The organism is Streptomyces sp. NPDC012827 (genome assembly GCF_042900905.1).
Taxonomy (GTDB): Bacteria; Actinomycetota; Actinomycetes; order Streptomycetales; family Streptomycetaceae; genus Streptomyces; species Streptomyces gulbargensis.
The window spans coordinates 490,889-509,323 of the sequence record NZ_JBIBBY010000004.1 but is presented as its reverse complement, the minus strand read 5'-3'; the positions used below and the strand labels follow the sequence as shown (position 1 = coordinate 509,323).

At 68.9% G+C, this 18,435-nt stretch carries 25 protein-coding genes and 2 tRNA genes; 4 read left to right on the top strand and 23 right to left on the bottom strand.

Translation table 11 applies throughout. The features are described 5' to 3' along the window. Positions 1 to 112 precede the first annotated feature (112 nt). Positions 113 to 186, top strand: a tRNA-Thr gene (locus ACFY60_RS11850). A gap of 71 nt (positions 187 to 257) precedes the next feature. On the opposite strand, the gene ACFY60_RS11845 is transcribed toward ACFY60_RS11850, so the two are convergent. From ACFY60_RS11845 to ACFY60_RS11795, 11 genes are all read right to left on the bottom strand, one after another. Beyond that, the gene (locus ACFY60_RS11845) at positions 258 to 1,403 is read right to left on the bottom strand and encodes a tyrosine-type recombinase/integrase (RefSeq protein WP_388610332.1); all 1,146 of its coding nucleotides are present in this window, start codon (positions 1,401 to 1,403) and stop codon (positions 258 to 260) included. After that, on the bottom strand, positions 1,403 to 1,606 hold the full coding sequence (locus ACFY60_RS11840) for a helix-turn-helix domain-containing protein (RefSeq protein ID WP_309057986.1): 204 nt from the start codon (positions 1,604 to 1,606) through the stop codon (positions 1,403 to 1,405). The genes ACFY60_RS11845 and ACFY60_RS11840 overlap by 1 nt, the downstream gene beginning before the upstream one ends. Positions 1,607 to 1,608: 2 nt before the next feature. After that, positions 1,609 to 3,012, bottom strand: coding sequence for a replication initiator protein RepSA (gene repSA, locus ACFY60_RS11835; protein WP_388610334.1), 1,404 nt, complete (start codon positions 3,010 to 3,012; stop codon positions 1,609 to 1,611). A 5-nt stretch (positions 3,013 to 3,017) separates the two neighbouring features. Next, a complete protein-coding gene (locus tag ACFY60_RS11830; protein ID WP_309057675.1) occupies positions 3,018 to 3,200 on the bottom strand; it encodes a hypothetical protein in 183 nt (60 codons plus the stop codon). Positions 3,201 to 3,293: 93 nt separating this feature from the next. Continuing rightward, positions 3,294 to 3,842: a GGDEF domain-containing protein gene (locus tag ACFY60_RS11825; RefSeq protein WP_388610336.1), complete on the bottom strand. Its 549-nt coding sequence runs from the start codon at positions 3,840 to 3,842 to the stop codon at positions 3,294 to 3,296. Between the two features lie 5 nt (positions 3,843 to 3,847). Next, a complete protein-coding gene (locus ACFY60_RS11820; RefSeq protein WP_388610337.1) occupies positions 3,848 to 4,162 on the bottom strand; it encodes a SpdD-like protein in 315 nt (104 codons plus the stop codon). Positions 4,163 to 4,173: 11 nt separating this feature from the next. After that, entirely contained in the window at positions 4,174 to 4,329 is a 156-nt protein-coding gene (locus ACFY60_RS11815; RefSeq protein WP_388610339.1) for a hypothetical protein, read from the bottom strand. Positions 4,330 to 4,348: 19 nt separating this feature from the next. Continuing rightward, on the bottom strand, positions 4,349 to 4,537 hold the full coding sequence (locus ACFY60_RS11810) for a mobile element transfer protein (RefSeq protein WP_109185026.1): 189 nt from the start codon (positions 4,535 to 4,537) through the stop codon (positions 4,349 to 4,351). A 20-nt stretch (positions 4,538 to 4,557) separates the two neighbouring features. Continuing rightward, a complete protein-coding gene (locus ACFY60_RS11805) occupies positions 4,558 to 5,256 on the bottom strand; it encodes a DUF2637 domain-containing protein (RefSeq protein ID WP_388610341.1) in 699 nt (232 codons plus the stop codon). A gap of 79 nt (positions 5,257 to 5,335) precedes the next feature. Then, the gene (locus ACFY60_RS11800; RefSeq protein WP_309056208.1) at positions 5,336 to 6,688 is read right to left on the bottom strand and encodes an FtsK/SpoIIIE domain-containing protein; all 1,353 of its coding nucleotides are present in this window, start codon (positions 6,686 to 6,688) and stop codon (positions 5,336 to 5,338) included. Between the two features lie 2 nt (positions 6,689 to 6,690). Continuing rightward, positions 6,691 to 7,023 carry a hypothetical protein gene (locus tag ACFY60_RS11795; protein WP_388610343.1) on the bottom strand — a complete coding sequence of 111 codons (333 nt, stop codon included), beginning with the start codon at positions 7,021 to 7,023 and terminating at the stop codon, positions 6,691 to 6,693. Between the two features lie 184 nt (positions 7,024 to 7,207). On the opposite strand from ACFY60_RS11795, the gene ACFY60_RS11790 reads away from it, so the two are divergent. After that, positions 7,208 to 7,525, top strand: coding sequence for a putative quinol monooxygenase (locus tag ACFY60_RS11790; protein ID WP_388610344.1), 318 nt, complete (start codon positions 7,208 to 7,210; stop codon positions 7,523 to 7,525). After that, positions 7,516 to 8,757, top strand: coding sequence for a helix-turn-helix domain-containing protein (locus ACFY60_RS11785; protein ID WP_388610345.1), 1,242 nt, complete (start codon positions 7,516 to 7,518; stop codon positions 8,755 to 8,757). The genes ACFY60_RS11790 and ACFY60_RS11785 overlap by 10 nt, the downstream gene beginning before the upstream one ends. Before the next feature lie 339 nt (positions 8,758 to 9,096). Here the strand turns inward: ACFY60_RS11785 and ACFY60_RS11780 are convergent, their stop codons facing one another. Together ACFY60_RS11780 and ACFY60_RS11775 are read right to left on the bottom strand one after the other, a co-directional pair. After that, entirely contained in the window at positions 9,097 to 9,888 is a 792-nt protein-coding gene (locus ACFY60_RS11780; protein ID WP_388610348.1) for a hypothetical protein, read from the bottom strand. Between the two features lie 8 nt (positions 9,889 to 9,896). Beyond that, positions 9,897 to 11,375 carry an RNA-directed DNA polymerase gene (locus tag ACFY60_RS11775; RefSeq protein WP_388610350.1) on the bottom strand — a complete coding sequence of 493 codons (1,479 nt, stop codon included), beginning with the start codon at positions 11,373 to 11,375 and terminating at the stop codon, positions 9,897 to 9,899. Between the two features lie 476 nt (positions 11,376 to 11,851). Between ACFY60_RS11775 and ACFY60_RS11770 the strand changes: the two genes are divergently transcribed. Further along, positions 11,852 to 11,924 (top strand) — tRNA-Thr (locus tag ACFY60_RS11770). A 63-nt stretch (positions 11,925 to 11,987) separates the two neighbouring features. Here ACFY60_RS11770 and ACFY60_RS11765 read toward each other — a convergent pair. The 10 genes from ACFY60_RS11765 to ACFY60_RS11720 form a co-directional block, all read right to left on the bottom strand. Beyond that, the gene (locus ACFY60_RS11765) at positions 11,988 to 13,145 is read right to left on the bottom strand and encodes a tyrosine-type recombinase/integrase (RefSeq protein WP_388610352.1); all 1,158 of its coding nucleotides are present in this window, start codon (positions 13,143 to 13,145) and stop codon (positions 11,988 to 11,990) included. Then, the gene (locus ACFY60_RS11760) at positions 13,145 to 13,333 is read right to left on the bottom strand and encodes a helix-turn-helix domain-containing protein (RefSeq protein WP_388610354.1); all 189 of its coding nucleotides are present in this window, start codon (positions 13,331 to 13,333) and stop codon (positions 13,145 to 13,147) included. The genes ACFY60_RS11765 and ACFY60_RS11760 overlap by 1 nt, the downstream gene beginning before the upstream one ends. Next, positions 13,330 to 14,724, bottom strand: a complete 1,395-nt coding sequence (repSA, locus tag ACFY60_RS11755; protein WP_388610356.1) for a replication initiator protein RepSA — start codon at positions 14,722 to 14,724, stop codon at positions 13,330 to 13,332. Before repSA (ACFY60_RS11755) ends, ACFY60_RS11760 begins: the two co-directional genes overlap by 4 nt. 5 nt (positions 14,725 to 14,729) lie before the next feature. Further along, positions 14,730 to 14,909 carry a hypothetical protein gene (locus tag ACFY60_RS11750; RefSeq protein ID WP_388610358.1) on the bottom strand — a complete coding sequence of 60 codons (180 nt, stop codon included), beginning with the start codon at positions 14,907 to 14,909 and terminating at the stop codon, positions 14,730 to 14,732. A gap of 90 nt (positions 14,910 to 14,999) precedes the next feature. Next, positions 15,000 to 15,548, bottom strand: a complete 549-nt coding sequence (locus ACFY60_RS11745; RefSeq protein WP_388611017.1) for a GGDEF domain-containing protein — start codon at positions 15,546 to 15,548, stop codon at positions 15,000 to 15,002. A gap of 5 nt (positions 15,549 to 15,553) precedes the next feature. Next, the gene (locus tag ACFY60_RS11740) at positions 15,554 to 15,883 is read right to left on the bottom strand and encodes a SpdD-like protein (RefSeq protein ID WP_388610360.1); all 330 of its coding nucleotides are present in this window, start codon (positions 15,881 to 15,883) and stop codon (positions 15,554 to 15,556) included. Positions 15,884 to 15,894: 11 nt separating this feature from the next. After that, positions 15,895 to 16,050 carry a hypothetical protein gene (locus tag ACFY60_RS11735; protein WP_388610361.1) on the bottom strand — a complete coding sequence of 52 codons (156 nt, stop codon included), beginning with the start codon at positions 16,048 to 16,050 and terminating at the stop codon, positions 15,895 to 15,897. 19 nt (positions 16,051 to 16,069) lie between these two features. Further along, positions 16,070 to 16,261 (bottom strand): mobile element transfer protein, encoded by a 192-nt coding sequence (locus ACFY60_RS11730; protein ID WP_388610363.1) that lies wholly within the window; start codon positions 16,259 to 16,261, stop codon positions 16,070 to 16,072. Positions 16,262 to 16,273: 12 nt separating this feature from the next. Continuing rightward, positions 16,274 to 16,993, bottom strand: a complete 720-nt coding sequence (locus ACFY60_RS11725) for a DUF2637 domain-containing protein (protein WP_388610365.1) — start codon at positions 16,991 to 16,993, stop codon at positions 16,274 to 16,276. A gap of 84 nt (positions 16,994 to 17,077) precedes the next feature. Then, a complete protein-coding gene (locus ACFY60_RS11720; RefSeq protein WP_388610367.1) occupies positions 17,078 to 18,433 on the bottom strand; it encodes an FtsK/SpoIIIE domain-containing protein in 1,356 nt (451 codons plus the stop codon). Positions 18,434 to 18,435 lie beyond the last annotated feature (2 nt).

Below are 18,435 nucleotides of genomic sequence, written 5' to 3'. Positions count from 1 at the left end.
ACCAGGGTGAACTCCAGGCGACGCTACCTGCCCGGACCCGTTCTGTCAGTAGGCGCGAGGTGGTGAGATTTCCGACCGGCGGAGGGACGGGGTTGGTTACACTTCACTCGCTGCCTCCTTAGCTCAGCTGGCCAGAGCACCGCTCTTGTAAAGCGGGGGTCGTCGGTTCGAACCCGACAGGGGGCTCACGGCGAAGGGCCAGCGCAGGGGCATGATTCCCCGGCGCTGGCCCTTCTGCATGATCGCGGCCGTGCCACCTACGTGCCAGAAGGCCCCGTATCGCTGCCCCTGCGGGCCTGGCGGATCATCTCCCCGAGCTTCCCCGCGATGTGCCGGTCACGGTCGCTCGTCATGTGCTGGTAGATCAGCGCGGCCCTGGTCGTGCTGTGCCCCATCCGCGTCATCAGCTCCCGGGTGCTGGCCCCGGCGCTGGAGGCCAGGGTGTTCCCGGTGTGCCGGAGGTCGTGGAAGTGCACGTCCTTGGAGACGCCGGCCTTCGCACGGGCGGCCGTCCAGTCGTCGCGGAAGTTGCTCCGCCGCAGCAGGCCTCCGCGGGGACCCTGGAAGACGTGACCGTCCTGCCCGGCCCCGGCGAAGTGCTCCAGGTGGTGAACGAGCTCCGGGACGAGCTCGGAGGGGAACGCGACCGGCCGGACACCGGCGGCGGACTTCGGCGCCTTGTCGGCCAGCGTGCCGTCCTGCAACTCCAACTGGGCCCGGCGGACCAGGACCACGCACCGTGTCAGGTCGAGGTCCCGCCGGCGCAGCGAGGCCAGCTCGCCGAACCGGAGCGTGGTGAAGGCGGCGAGGAGCACGAGGGCCCGGAAGCGCGGCTGGATGGCGTCGGCCACGGCGTACACCTCGGGCACCGTGAGGACGGGCCGCTCCGGTACGTCGTAGCGGTCGGCGCCCTTGATGCGGCACGGATTGCGGCGGATCAGCTCGTCGTCCACCGCCGTGTTCAGGATCGCCCGCAGCAGCTGGTAGGCCTTGACCACGGTCGGCTCGCCCACACCGGCTTCGAGCAGGGCGGTACGCCAGGCCCGGACGCGGGGCGTGGTGATCGCGGCGAGCGTCCCGGCGCCGAAGGCCGGCTTGATGTGCAGCCGCAGCACGCTCTCGCTGCGCTCACGGGTACGGTCCTCCAGCTTGCGGTGCTTCAGCCAGTCGTCCGCGTACGGCCCGAAGGCGACCTTCCCGGCATCGGGGGCCATGTAGGTGCCCCGCACGATCTCCGCCTCGATGGTGGTCAGCCACACGTCGGCGTCCGTCTTCGTATCGAAGGTGTGCGGCGCGGACTTCATCTCGCCCGACAGCGGATCGCGGTAGCGGGCCTGCCAGCGGCCCGAGGCGAGTTGGCGCACATTGCCGAAGCGGCGCCGGCGGCCGGAGCGGTTCGCCATCAGACGACCGCCCGGAATCGGCGCTCGACGGGCCGCACGGTGTGCGACTCGATGAACGCTTCGACGGCGGGCTCCGGGATACGGACGTGGCGGCCGACCTTCACGAAGGTGATACGCCGCTCCTCGATCAGCCGCCGGGGGAACCGGACCGAGGTGCCGAGCAGTTCGGCGACCTGGTCGACGGTGAGCAGACGTACGGGCATGGTCACCACTCCTCTTCGGCGGACGCTTCGAGCTGAGCGCGGATCTCACGGGCTGTTTCACGGTTGTGCTGGATGTCGCGGCGGATGGTGGCGGCGAGCCAGGACTCACCCGGGGTATGGCCGTGTCCCGCGTAGGCCCAGTGGGCGACGACCAGGACGGTGGATTCCGGGTGTTCGTCGGGGTCGGGCAGGCCGAGGGCGGTGCGCTGCTGGGCGGCGCGGTAGTCGGCGCGGACCTGGCGCAGTGCGCCGAGGGTGGTGGAGTAGCTGCGGGATTTGGTGGAGAAGTGGCCGCGGAAGCCGAGCATGTGGGCCCAGTCCCGTAACCGCCGGCCGGGGTAGGCGGCGTGCAGGTTCATGCAGGTCTCCATCAGGCGCCGGGGATGGTCCGGGATGTCGAGGAGGACGAGCGCTTCCTTGTTGCCCACCGGATGGTCGACGGTGCCCGTCGTTTCGGCGGCCTTGGTGGCGTACTTGGCGACGTAGGCGGCGACGGCCTGTTCGGTGATGTCCTCGCCCTGGCCGAAGGCACCGATGGGCTGAACGTCGAGCTGCGTGCCCCAGGTGAGGACGACGTCCTGGTCGACGCCGTGGGCCGGTGCGGCGGGGACGACGACCCGGACGCGGGCGGCGGCGGCGCGGATGGCGTCGGTGAGGAGGCCGAGGGTGGCCCAGGCCGGGGGCGGGGAGTCGGGCCCTTCGGGGCCGTCGAAGCGGATGACGGCGTGGAAGTGCACGGCCCCGCGCTTCTGGAACTCGGCCACCTTGCCGAAGGAGACGCGGGACTGTTCGCGGGCGGCCTTCTGCGTGAGGCCGGCGCGGGCGGCGATCTCCCGGCGGAGGTAGATCGTGAAGTACCGCCACAGCTCGGAGGCGTGGTTGTTCCACAGCACCGCGCCCGCGTAGTCGTACGTCTCCGGGTCGAGCGGGGCGCCGAGTTCGGGCGCGTCCTCCTGGTGCCGCTTCCCGCAGCGGCAGGGCCGGGCGCCCGGCCGGTTGTGGACCGGGCCGAAGGAGGGAGCGGTGAGGGTGGCGAAGACGCGGGGGTGGTCCCGGATGGTGTCGGGCGTGCCCTTGTCCGGGGCGCCGACGAGTCCGGCGCGGATCAGGTGGTACGTGTCACCGGCGTAGGTCCAGGCGCAGGCCGGACAGCGGGAGGCCCGCCGGTTGCCGCAGGCGACTCGCAGGACTCCGCCGGGTTCGGTGTCGGTCGTGTAGGCGTGCAGCACGGTCTTCGTGGCGGGGTCGAGGAGCTTGGTGCCGCCGGTCAGACGGATGGGAGCGGTGCAGCCCCCCGTGCGGCGGATCTGTTCGGTGAGCCGGTCGAAGCCGGGGGACCCGGCCACCCGGAGCAGATCGCTCAGGGTGGCCGGGTCCAGGCCCGCCGCGGTGGCGGTGTCGGTCAAGACGGTCACTTCCCCGTACGGACGAGGGCGACCGTCACGGTGCGGGTGCCGGTGCCCTTGCAGGCCGGGCAGGTCGCGGCCAGGGTGCGGCGCCGGCCGTCCGGGGTGAGGCTCCCGGTGGTGACGTGGACGACGGGGAAGCCGTCGCAGTCGCGGCACACGCGCTGGGTGAGGGTGTTCTCGGGCATGATGAGTGCTCCCTTTCGGGTCCGTTGGATCTGGAGGGGGTCAGGCGCCCGGGGCGGCGGAAGTTTGGCGACCGAGGCCGCTCCGGGGGCCGCTCAGCGTGTGTTGCGCCTGCCGTGGCCCTTGGCCGCGTACATCGCCGCGTCGGCGGCCGACAGGGCGTCGGTGAGTGTGGGGACCGGCAGTTGTCCGGGGTAGGAGCAGCCGACCGAGGCGGAGACCGGCAGGACATGCCCGTCGTGGGTGACCGGGCTGTCCAGGGCGGACCAGAGGTCGAAGAGGCCGGCGGTCCGCTCGGGGTGCGTGACGATGGCGGCGAACTCGTCCCCGCCGAGGCGGGCGGCGATGCCATGGCGTCCGCACCAGTCGTTCAGCCGCTGGGCGGTTGCGGTCAGGACGACGTCTCCGGCGGCGTGGCCGTGGGTGTCGTTGACGGCCTTGAAGTCGTCCAGGTCGACCAGGAGCACGAGCGCGCCGGGGTGCCTGGCGATGAGGCGTTCGGCCCGGGCGGTCCACCCGGCGCGGGTGTGCAGGCCGGTCAGCGGGTCGCGGCGGGCGGTGGCCAGACGGCGCGAGAGCAGCCCTCCGTGCAGGGCCCACCCGAGGACCGGTAAGCCCGCGGCCGCCATCGTGTACGTGTCCACGTCCCTCACCGGCCCTTCTGCATGTCTCGGACCAGTAGCCGCAGGACGACCGCGATGACCGCGACGGAGACGCCCGTGAGGGCGACCGCGAGGAGCATCGAGACCAGGACGGCGCCGACGACCAGGACCACCGCACCGCCGCCGGCCGCGAGGGCGAGCGCACTGCCGGGGGTGAGCTGGACCGTGGCCCGGGTCGGGACGACCGGGGCGGGGGCGGGAACGGGGGCGGCCGGTTCGACACCGGCGGCGGGCGCGAGCCGGGTGAGGGGAACGGGGTTTCCGGCCGGGAGCGGGTTGACCGGGATCCGGGGCTGAAGCATGGCGGTTCTCCCTACTTGATCGTGTTGTCGATGAGCGGGGCGAGCAGGCTGTCGGCCAGGAGGTAGCCGCCGAGCAGCAGGACGGCGACGAGCCACCAGGGCGGGCGAATGAGCTTGATGCCGAGGCCGCCGACGATGAGCAGGGCGAGCCAGAGCGGAACGTTCATGGCGCGGAACTCCTTCGGGTCAGCGGGGGTTGCAGCGGTGGGTGCGGGCGGCGAGTTCGGCGGCGGCGCGGGTGTTGTAGTCGGCGGAGAAGTCGCAGCGCGGGGCCGTGCACACGGCGGTGTGCTTGGTGCGGCCCCTGCCGTCGCGGTGGGTGCCGACCTGGACCGGGCCGATGCGGGTCACGTCGTAGAAGCGGTTCGGACGCACGGGATGAACCTCCTTTCCATTCAGGCGAGTTGGAGGGTGATGGAGTCTGCGAGAGCGGCCGGGATGCCATGGCGGGTGCGGAGGGTTTCCGCGTCGATCGGCCGACCGGTCCGGGCCCGGTGGGTGTCCGCGAGCTTTTGGGCGTGCGCCAGCAGAGCGGGCGGCACCGGCACCGTCGGCGGGTCGGGGACGGGCTGCGGCGGCGCTTCGGCGGGAGTGGAGTCGGCCGGCGGGAGTTCGGGCGCGGGTTGGGGAGCACGCTCCACGGCGACTTCGGCCGCCGGTTCCGGGCCGGGCTCTTCGCGGGCGACCGGTGTGGTGGACTCCGGCACGGGAGCGGGCGCGGGTTCCGGGGCGGGGCGGGGCGCGTGGGCGAGCAGGGTCCCGCCGAGGAAGGCCAGGGCGGGCCATCCGGCGACGAGGATGCGCAGCCAGTCCGGGACATCGCTCATGTCGAGGAGTCCGGCGGTGGCGACGTTGGCACCCAGTGATGCGATCAGGGCGATGGCGAACCAGAGCCAGGCGTCGCGGTTGCCGCCGTCCTTGCGCATGCGGCGCCAGGCAGCGACCAGGAGCAGGTCGACGGAGACCGGGTAGGCCCAGGCCTTCCAGCCGTCCTGTCCGGCTGCGGCCGCGAGGTCGTGCAGGTGGGCGAAGGACAAGGCCCCTGCGATGACGGCCTGGACCAGGACGGCATCAAGGCGGAGGGTACGGAACACGAGGGTCACCTCCTTTCGGGCATGGGTCGGGTAGGGACCTGGCGTGAGAGGGTCACGCCGCCGAGGTGGGACGGGGGTGTTATGCGGTGGCCGGGCTTGGCTTCGTCAGCGGAACGGGCCCGGTGTCGGCGCCGGCCGAGTCCGCGGCGGCGGGGCGCCAGGCGGCGAGCGCGGTCAGATCCGGAGTGAGATGAGCGTGCGCGGCGCAGATCGCGGCGGCTTCGGTGGCGCTGAGCTGAGGGGTGCGGATGCGGGACCAGCCGCCGGAGGTGTCACCGGCGACCGCGATGCCGGGCCGGTCCGGCGGGATGGCCAGCACCGTGACCACCGCGTCCGGTGCGATGTCCCCGACCCCCATTTCGGCGGTCTGCTTGTCGTTGACCCGGTGCACGGCCCGGCCGGTGAGCTGGGCACGCAGGGCGGTCGCGCCCTTGCCGAGGTCGGAGCCGAAGCGCTGCCCGCAGACCTCCAGGAAGACGCCAGCCGCACGGGCCAACTGCCCGAGACGGATGAGCTGGGTGACCATCCGGTCCCGCCGTTCCTCATCCTTCTTCGTCGCGACCAGGAACAGCTCGGCGACCTCGTCCACCAGGACCACGACAGGCACCGGGCGGACATCCTCCGGCAGGGCCCAGATGTCGGCGACACCGTGCGCGCTGAGGAGATCGAAACGGCCTTCCATCTCCCCGACCAGAGCGTCCAGCAGACCGTCCGCTTCCTCAGGTGTGGTGGCGAGGGCGGAGAGACGGGGCGCGTAGCCGCGATGCTCGACTCCCCGCTTGCAGTCGATGCCGACCAGAGCCACGGGAAGGCGGGCGAGTCCGGCGATCAGGTTCCGCTGGTACATGGACTTGCCGGACTGGTTCGCACCGAGCGTCAGGGCATGGGGCACCTTCAGGTAGTCCCGTACGAACGCCGTACCGTCCTCCCGCAGCGCGACCGGAACCGACAGCGGACCCGACACGACACGGCGCGGCATCCGTACCCGATGCAGGACGTCGTAGCCGGTCATCCGGAGCTCCACGTACCCTGGCTTCGTCTCCACGACGGTGACGGAGTGGACGCCCCAGGCGTGCCGCAGCCTCTCGGAGGCCGCCTTCACGTCAGCGGGCTCCAGACCGGCCGGGAGCCGGAGGGTCACCCGCAGGCCGGTCGCGGTGCCCCGCACTCGGCGAATCTTCGGCGGGACGGGCTGGACATCGGGGCGGCGGGCGATGTTGCGGACCATGAACGCCCTCAGCCGAGAGGGCTGCACCGTCAGCCCGCACACGTCCATCGTCGCGTGGTACGACACCGCGAACCGCACCGCCGTCACCGGCAGACCCACCACCGACCAGAACACCCGAGGCGCACGGGCCCTCGCGTATCCCAGACCGCCGGCGGTTCCGGCGAGCGGGAGACCGACCTCCCATAACGTCGAGATGTCAGCCATGGTCAGGCCCCTACCGGGGTGACCGCGACAGCGCGGAACGAGATGCCGTGACGCGTCTGCCCGTTGAACGTGTTCTCCCAGTCCCGCGCCTTCAGCCCGATGACCGTCACGGGCATACCCGGCGTGAGACCGTCCGGCAGCCCCGTCTCCGGAACCGTCACCTGGTACAGGTTGCCCTCCCCTTCATCCGAGATCAGCAGCCCCACCGTGGACAGCCCGGCACCGGTCTCCCGGTCCATCGCCCGCTCACCGGTCTGCTTGCTCACGAGCTTCGGCACGGGCACGGTCGCCACGAACACCACAGCGGTCGACGTGTCCACCTTGAACGACGGCATGGTCACTCCTTGAGTCAGGCCCGGTGATGCGCACCGGGTCGCAGCTTCACTACGAAAGTAGGCGCAGTAAAACTGTGAGTCAAGAAGTTCTGCGAGTAGTAGTGGCGCTGAATCTCTGCGACGCTGGCTCTACCTGTTGCGCAACGCAATGGGTAAGCGCCAGCCAAGACCTAGGGAGGACCACATGACCAGCGGCTTCGGCCTTGTCGTCCGGTTCCACCTGCGCGACGCAGAAGCGGCGACGGCTTTCGACGCCCTCGTCGAGGAGACGCTGAAGGGCATCCAGGCCCACGAGCCCGGCACCCTCGCGTACGTCGTGCACGCCGTGGAGGACGAACCCAACACCCGCCTGTTCTACGAGCTGTACGCCGACCGTGAGGCGTTCGAGCAGCACGAGCAGCAGCCGCACACCCGACACTTCCTGGCGGAACGGCAGAAGTACGTCACGGACTTCGATGTCACCTTCGTGCAGAGCCAGGGCGCAGCCGGGGCGTGGAAGTGACCCCAGAGGAACGCCGCGTGTTCGGCGCGCGGGTCGCGGACCTTCGCGAGCAGCGCGGCCTCACGCAGAAGCAGTTGGCAGCCGAGATCGGCCGTACCGCGAGTTGGCTGTCCCAGGTGGAACGGGGCATCCAGCCGGTCAACCGTCTCGACGTACTGCGGCTACTGGCGGACGGCCTGGGGGTCTCCGTGCAGGAGCTACGGGCGGACGCCCCGGTGCAGGCCCCGGTGGAAGAACCCGCCGCCGAGCTGCCGAACGATCTCGACCAGGCGCGCCTGGTCATCTCGGGCCACCCTGTTCCGGAAGTTGTCCTCGGCTCGGCCGGCCCCAGCCCCGTCAACGTGGAAGAACTCCAACGCGCGGTCGACCGGGTGTGGGAGCTGACCCACGCCAACGAGTTCGCGGAGCTGAGTTCCATGCTGGGGCCTCTGGTGCCCCGGATCGAGCGTGCCGCCAGAACGGCTCCTCCAGAGGAGCGCGGAAGGCTGTGGGGCCTTCTCAGCCGTACGTACCAGGCCCTTGCCGCAGCGTTCGTCCGGCAGGACGAGGCGGACGCGGCATGGGTGGCGGCGGACCGCGCCATCCGCGCGGCGGAGGACTCGGGCAACCCCTTGGACGTCTTCGCCAGCGTCTTCCGTCTCTCCCAGGCCTTCGTACGGCTCAAGCACCTGGACCAGGCCGAGCACGCCGCGACCACTGCCCTGAACGCGTTGGAACGGCACTACCGCGAAACCGCGGGCGAACCCGAGGCGCTGTCGGTCATCGGAGCCCTGCACCTGGCGCTGGCCCTCATCCACGCGCGAGCGGGAGACCGCACCCGCGCACGACAGGAGATGCACCGAGCCCGAGAAGTAGCGGCACGACTGGGAGAGGACCGCAACGACTTCAACCTGGAGTTCGGCCCGACCAACGTGGAGATCCAGGCCGTCTCGATCGCGGTCGAACTGGGAGACGCCGGCGAGGCCATCGAAGTCGGCACCGAGCTGGACACGTCCTCACTGTCACTGGAGCGCCGGGCCCGCCTAAAGATGGACCTCGGTCGCGCCTACGCGCAGCGACGCCAGGTCGGAGAAGCACTTGGAGCACTGCTGGAGGCGGAGGCACTGTCCCCCGACTTGATCCACACCCATGTCGCCGCCAGGGACACGATCCGGGACCTCCTCCTCTTCGCGGGACGTACGACGCCGCCGGAGTTGAAGGAGCTTGCCGACCGAGCAGACGCACGGCCCTGAGGTGTTACAAGTTTCTCTACCTCATCAAGGCACCCGCCGCGCACAGCGCGGCGCGCGCGGCCCGTCGCCCGGGCCTGCGCTCCTGTCTCCGCCCCGCTCCAGCCCGGCCGCCGGCCGCACGCCTGACAGCTTGGGTTGATGGGTGGCGAACCCCTCTGTGGCTGGGGCGGTCGGTTCCACGGCTTTAGGCAGCCACTTTGGGGCGAGCCTCTAAGATCATGGCCCCAACGTCGTGCCTTACCGGGCAGGTCCACAGACTGCCCGACGCGCCGGAAGCTTACGGGGCCATGATCACTCGCCCCAAAGCAGCTCCAGCCCAAAGCCGCTCCACCGACCTCGTCACAAGATCCTCTGACTGTGCGCCGAGATTTCGATGGTCTGAGGTTGCCCCGCGATGGCACCACGACGTCTGATCTGCTGTGAGGAGACCCACGCAATGTCTGGATGTCCAGCGTTAGCAAGTTGGCGAAAAGCGTCCTCTTGTTCCTGATTCGGCACAAGCTCGTAAACGTCTGCTACAAGAATCTCCAGCGATGCAGCCCACTCGCTGTAGCGAATTGGATCGACCTCTCGCTTGAGATAGTTATGCATGATATGTGGAAACTTTTCTTGCGGCAGAACGCCAGTCGCGAGCAATTCTTCCTGAAATTCTCGCCAAGGGGAATCTTCCCGGCCTTGTCGAGAGTCGAACCACTTGAAAAACTGATATATATTCTTCCCTGGAACCCGCACGCGCAGATCACCATATCTCACGGCGTCAAGGGGTATCAGGTCGTCGTCCGTTACTCCCATGGCGGCAAGCGTGGCGTTACCTTGAGGTGAAACTTTATGAACCCCGCCCACTGGTTGGAACTGAGTGCGATATCGCGATCCCCGGATCAATAGATACTTTCCATCAAGGTAGATTTTGAACAGGTACGACGTCGAGACGCGAATGGAACGCTTGCGGTAACGCAGCGAATACCAGAGGTGCCTGATGTTGCCCCAGTTCTGTGCCACCTCATCAACCACCGGTACGAACAGTCCAACGCTGAGGCCAGCCGTCATGTTGACGATAGTGGAATTGGGGATGAAAAAACTGGCTACCCCCGCCGAAATGGCCAGGAATGCGTAGATAGCAAGCCGCAGCAAAACCTCTCCTAGCGAGGTAGGGGTACGACGGGGTTGCCGAGCAAGTAGCGACTAACCCACATTAGTCTGGAGTTTGATTGCGCCAGTCCTTCAAGGAGCGGGCGTGAAATTGAACGAGCCTCGTACATCGCGACGAGTAGCGCACGTCGAACGTTAACGTCGGATTCGTGCTCATACTCCCGACGCAGGAGTTGCCCATCAGCGATCGTACTTACCTTTCCAAGGTATCGGGCAGCGAACTCGCGAGGAAGACTGGACTTATTCTTATTCGCCAGTATCGCCCAGGCTGCGTCTCGGATTTCGGGCGAGCGGATTCTCTGGCGTGTGGCGGCTTGCAGTATCCGCTGCTCGAGGCTGTCGTACTTATGGCCGGCGGCCTGATGCATCGTGGAGACGTAGGCCCTGGTGACGGCGGGCAGGCGTTCAGGGAAGCACTCAAGGTATTTGATCAGCTCAACCGCCAAGTGGTGACTTTCCTTGAGGTGTCGCAATGCCCATGGAAGAGCGCGATCGTCTCTTAGATTCCCCATTCGGAAGAGTGCGAACTTGACGTCTCGATCGACTTGCTTCCCCTCGGCTGCTTCCAAGAACAGTTTGTATAGCCTTTCGTCTGCACCAACCTCTCCGATCTTTATTCCGTAGTTGATGGCGTCTTTTTCTAGGTCTTCAAGCTGTGAAAGTGCCTGCACCTCGTCATAGATGTTGGTTTTAGTCGTAGACATCGAAAGGCGACGCGATCGAAGGATAGCGTTTATTTCGAGCAGGCTATTCCGAAGGGCCTCTCTCTCGGTATCGAAAATCATCATGTCATCCGAATATCGCAGATACTTGAAATGCGATCTGTGGACGAACTCATCTACGGGGAGAAGGTAGAGATTGGCCAAAATGGCTGAAGAGTCAGGTCCCTGCGGTATCCCCCAAGCGTGGCTCGATGACTGGAACATTCGGAGATAAGTAATCAGGCTTTCCGTTACCCAGGTTGAAGCTCCAGTGGCTTGAATATCGACTGCCAATGTTTCGATGTCAATGTGTTCGTAGAACGAAACGACGTCGGTTCGGGCCAGCTGGAAAGGTGTTTCGTCTAGCATTCGCGCGCCGCGTTTTTGCATCGAAACCCACGAGTTAACTGGTGACCAAAACGACTTGCCGTTGTCACCCCATCGGGCGCTGTAGACGCTATCGTGCAGCTGTGCCTCAACGAGCTCAGCAATGGAGAACGCGAGCGTGTCGTAAACAAGACGATCGTGCACCGTTAGGCGCGCAATTGGACGCACGGCGACGGCGTTTTTAGGGAGATCTAACACCTCGACATAATCAGGTCCGACCTGGCCGCTCCGGAGTGCAGTTACAACGTTTTTGCGAACATCGGGCCAGGAGGCATTAATATCTGCCCAATTGATGATGTCTGGTATTTCTGACCGTCCTCGCCCGTGAAACAGGCGATTCCAAGCTTGATCGAGATACGTCAGGAACGGGCGGCGGTTCATGTTCCTCTTGCGGCTCCCTCCCCCAGGCGGCGTCATCGACGCGCAATCGCATAGCGTATAGAACACAAACGCTGAGTGACAGTCCCAGCCTGTGATGCGACTACCCCGTCAGACGTGCCGGTGCTGAGGGCAGGCGAACGGAGCCTACGAAGAGGGCGCCTGCGATGCGCTGCTGGGCTGTCCAACGCCCCAGAGGCCACCTCTAGTACGCCCGGCCTCCGGAGCTGTTGCCAGCGGGGACGACTAGAAGGTTCGCGCGCGGCGGGCACTGGCCCCCGGACAGAGCCAGGGATGCAGCTGCACTGCAGAGCTGGACATCTCGGGAGCCGACCGCGCGCAGGTGGACGCCATCCCGAGGCACTGGCAGGCACCGGCCAGGACCATGCCACATCCGTGCCAGATCATGCGGGGAACCACGGGGAACGAGGGGCATTGTCGGGCTCTACGGTGTCGATCAGCTCCCGCGGCGTCTGTGCAGGTCAGCCGCAGGGCCGCCATCCCACTCTTGTAAAGCGGGGGTCGTCGGTTCGAACCCGACAGGGGGCTCCAGGTAGGAAACGCGAAGACCCCCGACCGATCTTGGTCGGGGGTCTTTGACATCTACAGGTGACATCAACGGGGGCGGTCGGGCCGTTTCCGTGTGAGGAGTCGGTCCATGTGGCTGATGGCCTCGCGCTGGGTGTCCTGGACGACGTGGGTGTACACGTCCATGGTCAGGCTGATCTGGCTGTGCCCCAGGATCTCCATCACGACTCGGGGCGCGACCCCGGCTGCGGTGAGGAGCGTCGCGCACCCGTGCCGGGCGTCGTGGAGCCGGATGAGTCGGAGGCCGGCGGCCTCGCTGACGCGGACGAAGGAGCGGTGGACGTTGCGGGGCTCGACGGGGCGACCGGTGCGGGTGGCGAAGACGTAGCCCGTGGCCGTCCACTCGGTGCCGGTTGCTTCGTACGTCGCCTTCTGACGTATCCGGTGCCAGCGCAGGGGAGCCAGGCACATGGCGGGGAGCGGGATCGCGCGGGAGCGACGTCCCTTGGTCTCGTCGTTGTAGAGCACTCCGCGGCGGCGCTGCACCTGTTGGCGGACCAGGAGGACGCGGTTCTCCAGGTCGATGTCGTTCCAGCGCAGTCCGACGATCTCGCCCCGGCGGAGCCCCATCGCGATGGCGAGCACGAAGGCGGCGTACAGGGGGTCCCGGCGGGCGGCGGCGAGGAAGTTGAGCGTCTCGTCGAGGGACCACGGGCTGAGGTCGCGTACGGCGGCCCTGGGCGGTTCCACGAGCTTGGCGACGTTCCGGACGATCAGCTCCTCCCGGCAGGCGGCGGAGAGGGCCGTACGCAGCACGCGGTGGGACTCCTTGGCGGTGGCAGCGGTGGTCTTCTTCTCCAGCTGGAGCAGGAAGCGCCGGACGTCCGCGACGCTGAGGGACTCCAGCCGCTTCGTGCCGAGCATGGGGGAAAGGTAGAGCCGCACGTGCGCCTCGTACTTGTCGTACGTGCTGAGCTTGCGGCGCGGCCGGACGACGCTCTCCAGCCAGTACGTCAGCCACTCGGAGAGCTTCGCCGAGCGGGTGGGCACGGGGGTGCCGCTCGCGACTTTGTCGAGGAGCGCCCGGCGCTTGGTGTCGCACTCGGCCCAGGTCTTGCCGTAGGCGAACTTGCGGGCGCGGGTGCCATCCGGCTGGAGGACGTAGACGGCGGCCTGGAAGCGTCCGTCCTTCCGCTGGGTGATGGTGCCGGCGCCATTGGGGTTGCGCTTGCGCTGCGTGGCCATCAGGCGGCCTCCTCAATCTGGCCAGCGATGAAGTCCCGGACGGCGTCGGCGGGGATACGCCGAGACCGGCCGATGGTGATGGAGACCAGGCGGCGGGAGCGGATGAGGTCGTAGACCATGGAACGTCCGAGCTTGAGCCGCTCCATGACCTCGGGCACGGTCAGCAATTCAGCGTTGGTGGTGGTCATGCTGCGGCTCCTTCCGGGGTGAGTTGATCGCGCAGGGCTTCGCGTGCGGTTTCGCGGTTGAGCTGGATGTCCCGTGCGATGGCAGCGGCGAGGACGGCCTCTCCGGGGCTGTGGCCCTGACCGGCGTACTGCCAGGAGGCCAGGACGAGGACGGTGTCCGGCTCCATGTCGTCCAGGCCCCGGGCGGCGCGTTCCTGGGCGGCGCGGTACTCGGCGCGGGTCCGGCGGAGTTCGCCCAGGGTGGTGGAGTACTGCCGGGACTTGGTGGAGAAGTGGCCCCGGAAGCCGAGCATGTGGGCCCAGGCGAGGAGGCGCCGGTCCGGGTAGAGCGGGTCGAGGTCGAAGCAGGCTTCCACCAGGCGCCGGGTGTGGTCGGGGACGCCGAGGAGGACCAGGGCCTCACGGTTCCCGATACGGCGGTCGAGGCTGCCGGTGGTCTCGGCGGCCTTGGTGGAGTACTTGGCGATGTAGGAGGCGACGGCCTGTTCGGTGATGTCGGAGCCGTCCCCGAAGGCTTTGACGGGCCGGATGTCGAGCTGGGTGCCCCAGCGGAGGCGCCGGGCGGGCTGCTCGCCGGCGGCGGGGACGGTGACGGTCGTGTACGCGTGCGCGGCAGCCGCCCGGACCGAGCGGGTCAGCAGGTCGGTGGTGGCCCAGGACGGCGGAGGACTGTCCGGACCATCCGGGCCGTCGAGACGGACGACGGCGTGGAAGTGGACGGCGCCGCGCTTCTGGAACTCGGCCACCTTCCCGTACGAGATTCGGGCGACCTCCTTCAACTCCCGTTGCGAGAGGCCTGCGCACGCGGCGATGTCGCGACGGAGGCGGTTCGTGAACCTCTGCCAGAGCTGCCCCGCGTAGTTGTTGAACAGGACGGCGGCGGCGTAATCGTATGTGTCGGGGTCGAGCGGGGTGCCGAGCGCGGGATCGCCCTCGGCGTGGTGGGTGCCGCAGCGGCAGGGGCGGTTTCCGGGTCGGTTGTGGACGGGGCCGAAGGACGGAGCGGTGAGGGTGAGGAACACGCGGGGGTGGTCACGGACGGCGGTGGGGATGTCGCGGCGGTCGTCTCCGGCGAGACCGGCGCGGATGAGGTGGAAGGTGTCCCCGGCGTAGGTCCAGGCGCAGGCGGGGCAGCGGGAGGCCCGCCGGTTGCCGCAGGCGACCCGGAGCCGTCCGCCGGGTTCGGTGTCGGTGGAGTACCGGTGCAGGGTTTCACCGGTGGTCTTGTCCTGGCTGAGGGTCCAGCCCTGAAGGTGGACGGGGTTGGAGCAGCCGCCGGTGCGCTGGATCTGCTGCTTCCAGCGGTCGAAGCCGGAGGACCCGGCCACCCGGAGCATGTCGCCCAGGGTGGCCGAGTCCAGGCCCGCCGCGATGAGGGCGGAGTCGTTCAAGAGGGTCACTTCCCGGCGCGCACGAGGGTGGTACGGACCGTGTGGCCGAGTCCCCGGCAGGCGGGGCAGGTGGCGGTGAGCGTGCGGCGCCGGCCGTCCGGGGCAGTGGTGCCGGTGGTGACGTGGACGACGGGGAAGCCGTCGCAGTGGGAGCAGACGCGCGTGGTGGGGGAGTGGGGCATCATGAGCTTTCCCTTTCGGGTCCGGTGGATCTGGGAGGGGTTCAGGCGCCCGGGGCGGCGGATGTTTGGCGACAGAGGCCGTCCCGGGGCCGCTCAGCGTGTGTTGCGCCTGCCGTGGCCCTTGGCGGTGTACATCGCCGCGTCGGCGGCCGAGAGGGCGTCGGTGAGGGTCGGGACCGGCAGGTGCACGCGGTGCGCGTGGCCGACCGAGGCCGAGACCGGCAACGTGTGGCCGTGGTGGACGACCGGCTGATCCAGAGCGATCCGCAGGGCGCGAAGGCCGGCGGTGCGGTCCGGGTCGGTGACGATGGCGGCGAACTCGTCTCCCCCGAGGCGGGCGGCGATGCCGTGGCGTCCGCACCAGTCGTTCAGCCGGTGGCCGGTCTCGGCGAGGACCGTGTCTCCGGCGGCGTGTCCGTGGGTGTCGTTGATGGCTTTGAAGTCGTCCAGGTCGACCAGGAGGACGAGGGCCTTCGGGTTCTTGGTGAGCAGGTGTTCGGCGCGGGCGGTCCATCCTGCGCGGGTGTGCAGGCCGGTCAGAGGGTCGCGGCGGGCGGTGGCCAGGCGGCGGAGGAGCACGCCGCCGTGCAGGGCCCAGCCCAGGGCCGGTAAGCCCGCGGCCGCCATCGTGTAGGTGTCCACGGCGGTCACCGGCCCTTCTGCATGTCGCGGACGAGCAGCCGCAGCACGACCGCCACGACGGCGACGGACGCACCGGTGATGGCGACCGCGAGCAGCAGGGAGACGAGAACCGTGCCCACCAGGAGCACGAGCCCGGCGCCACCGGCGACGACGGTGACGAGGCCGGTCGGGGTGAGGCGGACGGCCGGGGCCTGGACGCGGGGCGCGGCCGGGACGGGCCCCGAGCCCTGGTGGTGGCGGAGCATCGGTTCGGCGTCGGTCACGGTGGCCGGCTGGACGAGCGGGGTGACGATGCCGGTCGGCAGTGGGTTGACCGGGATGCGCGGTCGGAACATGACGGGTCTCCCTAGTTGATGGCGGAGTCGATGAGCGGGGCGAGGATGCTGTCGGCGAGGAGGTAGCCGCCGAGGAGGATCACGGCGACCAGCCACCAGGGCGGGCGGATGAGCTTGATGCCGAGGCCGCCGACGACGATCAGGGCGAGCCAGAGCGGGACGTCCATGACGCGGTTCTCCTTCGGGTCAGCGGGCGGTGCAGCGGTGGGTGCGGGCGGCGAGCTGGGCGGCGGAGGAGCTGGAGTAGTCGGCGGACCAGCCGCAGCGGTCGGCGGTGCAGGCGGCGGCGTACTTGGTACGGCCGTTGCGGTCGCGGTAGGTGCCGATCTGCACGGGGCCTATCCGCATCAGGGAGTGGAAGTGGTCACGGGCGGGCATGGTGGTCTCCTTTCAGGCGAGCTGGGCGGCGATGGCGTCGGCCAGCAGGGGCGGGACGCCGAGGCGGGCGCGCAGGGTGTCGGCGTCGATCGGGTGGCCGGTGCGGGTGCGGTGGTCGTCGGCGACCTTCCGGGCGTGCGCGACGAGTGCCGGCGGTGCGGCCACGGGGGCGGGATCCGGCACAGGTGTGGGTTCCGGGCCCGGCTCCGGCTCTGGCCCCGGGGAGGGGAGGGCAGGGGTGGGGTCGGCGTTCTCCGGTTCAGGCTCGGCCGTGTTCTCGCGCTCGATGACCGCTTCCACGGCCGGGGAGTGCTCGGTATGCCTGTCCGGCTCGGCGGCGGACTGGTCGGGCGCCGCATGGCCCGGGGCGTGGACGAGGAGCGTGCCGCCGAGGAAGGCGAGGGCGGGCCATCCGGCGACGAGGATGCGCAGCCAGTCCGGTACGTCGGTGAGGTCGAGGAGCCCGGCGGTGGCGACGTTCGCGCCGAGGGACGCGGCCAGGGCCACGGCGAACCAGGTCCAGGCCGAGCGGGCCGAGGTCCCGGCGGCCCGGAGGCTCCGGAGTCGGTGCCAGGCGGCGACGAGGAGGAGGTCGACGGAGACGGGGTAGGCCCACGCCTTCCATCCCGTCTGTCCGGCGGCCTGAGCGAGGTCGTGCAGATGGGCGAAGGACAGGGCACCGGCGATCACGGCTTGCACGAGGACGGCGTCCGGCCGGAGCGTGGGGCGCATCGCGGTTCCTCCTTTCCGGTTTCAGGCATGGGAGGGGTAGGGACGTGGCGTGAGGAGGTCACGCCGGCCGTGGGGAGGGAGTGGTCAGGCGGTGGCGGGGGCCGTGTCGAGTGCGGGTGTCGCGGGCTTCGCCAGGGGCGGCAGGACGGGCCGGAAGGCGTCCAGCGCGGGAATCTCCGGGGTGCGGTGGGCGTGGGCGTTGCAGAGGTTCACGGCCCGGCGCAGGGTGAGGTGCGGGGCCCGGATGCGGACCCAGCCGCCGGAGGAGTCGCCGACGACGGCGGTGCCGGGTCGGTCGGTGGGGATCTGGATGGCGGCGAGTACGGCGTCCGGTGAGATGTCGCCGAAGGCCATGTTGGCGGACGTTTCGTCGTTGACGCGGTGGGCGGTACGGCCCGTGAGCTGGGCGCGGAGCATGGTGATGCCCTTGCCGAGTTCAGAGCCGAACCGCTGTCCGCAGATCTCCAGGTAGACGCCGGCGGCACGGCCGAGTTGGGCGAGCCGGACGAGGGACGTGATGATCCGGTCCCGACGCTTCTCCTCATCCTTCGAGGCGAAGAAAGCGAGTTCGGCGACCTCATCGACCAGCAGGACGATCGGAGTCGGACGGAGGTCGGTGGGGAGGTCCCAGATGTCGGAGGTGATCTCCGCGTCGGGGATGTCCGCGCTCAGCCTCTGCTCACGGCGGATGAGTTGGTAGACGTCCTCCATGTGCCCGACGAGGGCATCGAGAAGGTCGGCGGCGGTGTCGGGGTTGTCAGCGAGAGCCGTGAACCTCCGGGCCAGTGGGGCGAGTTCGACACCCTGCTTGCAGTCGATGCCGACGAGCGCCACGTCGAGAGCCGCGAGGGCGGCGACGAGGTTGCGTTGGTAGACGGACTTGCCGGACTGGGTGGCGCCGACGTTCAGCGCGTGCGGGGTCTGGCGGTAGTCGCGGTAGTAGACCTCTCCGTCCTCCCGCAGGGCCACCGATACTCGCATCGTCCCGCCACCGGGCAATGCGGGCATCTGCACCCGCTTGAGCACGTCGTAGCCGGTCATCCGCAGTTCGACCACACCCGAGCGAATTTCCCGGGTGGTGACGTTCCGCATGACGAGTGAGTGCCGCAGCCGGTCGGAGGCGGTCGAGAAGTCGAACGCATCCTGCCCCGGGCGGAGTTTCAGCCGAAGCGTCAGACCCGTACGCGTCGGCCGCAGCCGCAGAATTCGCGGGGGCCGAGATTCGGGGAGCGGCTGGCGGGTGAGCCGGGCCAGGGCGAGCCGCCAGCGCGACGGCGGGACGGTCAACCCGCACGCGTCCATGACGGACGAGTACCGGACCAAGACCCGCACGATGGCGAAGCCGATGCCGAAGGTCATCCAGTACCAGGCCGGACGCTGCCACCGCAGCAGCAGCGCGGTCCCAGCGACCAGGACGAGGGTGACCGTTAAGGCGGTCATCG

Coding starts and splice junctions, on each gene's coding strand:
- ACFY60_RS11845 (WP_388610332.1), bottom strand. CDS start 1,403: ATGGCGAACCGCTCCGGCCGCCGGCGCCGCTTCGGCAATGTGCGCCAA.
- ACFY60_RS11840 (WP_309057986.1), bottom strand. CDS start 1,606: ATGCCCGTACGTCTGCTCACCGTCGACCAGGTCGCCGAACTGCTCGGC.
- ACFY60_RS11830 (WP_309057675.1), bottom strand. CDS start 3,200: ATGCCCGAGAACACCCTCACCCAGCGCGTGTGCCGCGACTGCGACGGC.
- ACFY60_RS11820 (WP_388610337.1), bottom strand. CDS start 4,162: ATGCTTCAGCCCCGGATCCCGGTCAACCCGCTCCCGGCCGGAAACCCC.
- ACFY60_RS11815 (WP_388610339.1), bottom strand. CDS start 4,329: ATGAACGTTCCGCTCTGGCTCGCCCTGCTCATCGTCGGCGGCCTCGGC.
- ACFY60_RS11800 (WP_309056208.1), bottom strand. CDS start 6,688: ATGGCTGACATCTCGACGTTATGGGAGGTCGGTCTCCCGCTCGCCGGA.
- ACFY60_RS11795 (WP_388610343.1), bottom strand. CDS start 7,023: ATGCCGTCGTTCAAGGTGGACACGTCGACCGCTGTGGTGTTCGTGGCG.
- ACFY60_RS11790 (WP_388610344.1), top strand. CDS start 7,208: ATGACCAGCGGCTTCGGCCTTGTCGTCCGGTTCCACCTGCGCGACGCA.
- ACFY60_RS11775 (WP_388610350.1), bottom strand. CDS start 11,375: ATGAACCGCCGCCCGTTCCTGACGTATCTCGATCAAGCTTGGAATCGC.
- ACFY60_RS11765 (WP_388610352.1), bottom strand. CDS start 13,145: ATGGCCACGCAGCGCAAGCGCAACCCCAATGGCGCCGGCACCATCACC.
- ACFY60_RS11760 (WP_388610354.1), bottom strand. CDS start 13,333: ATGACCACCACCAACGCTGAATTGCTGACCGTGCCCGAGGTCATGGAG.
- ACFY60_RS11750 (WP_388610358.1), bottom strand. CDS start 14,909: ATGATGCCCCACTCCCCCACCACGCGCGTCTGCTCCCACTGCGACGGC.
- ACFY60_RS11740 (WP_388610360.1), bottom strand. CDS start 15,883: ATGTTCCGACCGCGCATCCCGGTCAACCCACTGCCGACCGGCATCGTC.
- ACFY60_RS11735 (WP_388610361.1), bottom strand. CDS start 16,050: ATGGACGTCCCGCTCTGGCTCGCCCTGATCGTCGTCGGCGGCCTCGGC.
- ACFY60_RS11730 (WP_388610363.1), bottom strand. CDS start 16,261: ATGCCCGCCCGTGACCACTTCCACTCCCTGATGCGGATAGGCCCCGTG.
- ACFY60_RS11725 (WP_388610365.1), bottom strand. CDS start 16,993: ATGCGCCCCACGCTCCGGCCGGACGCCGTCCTCGTGCAAGCCGTGATC.
- ACFY60_RS11720 (WP_388610367.1), bottom strand. CDS start 18,433: ATGACCGCCTTAACGGTCACCCTCGTCCTGGTCGCTGGGACCGCGCTG.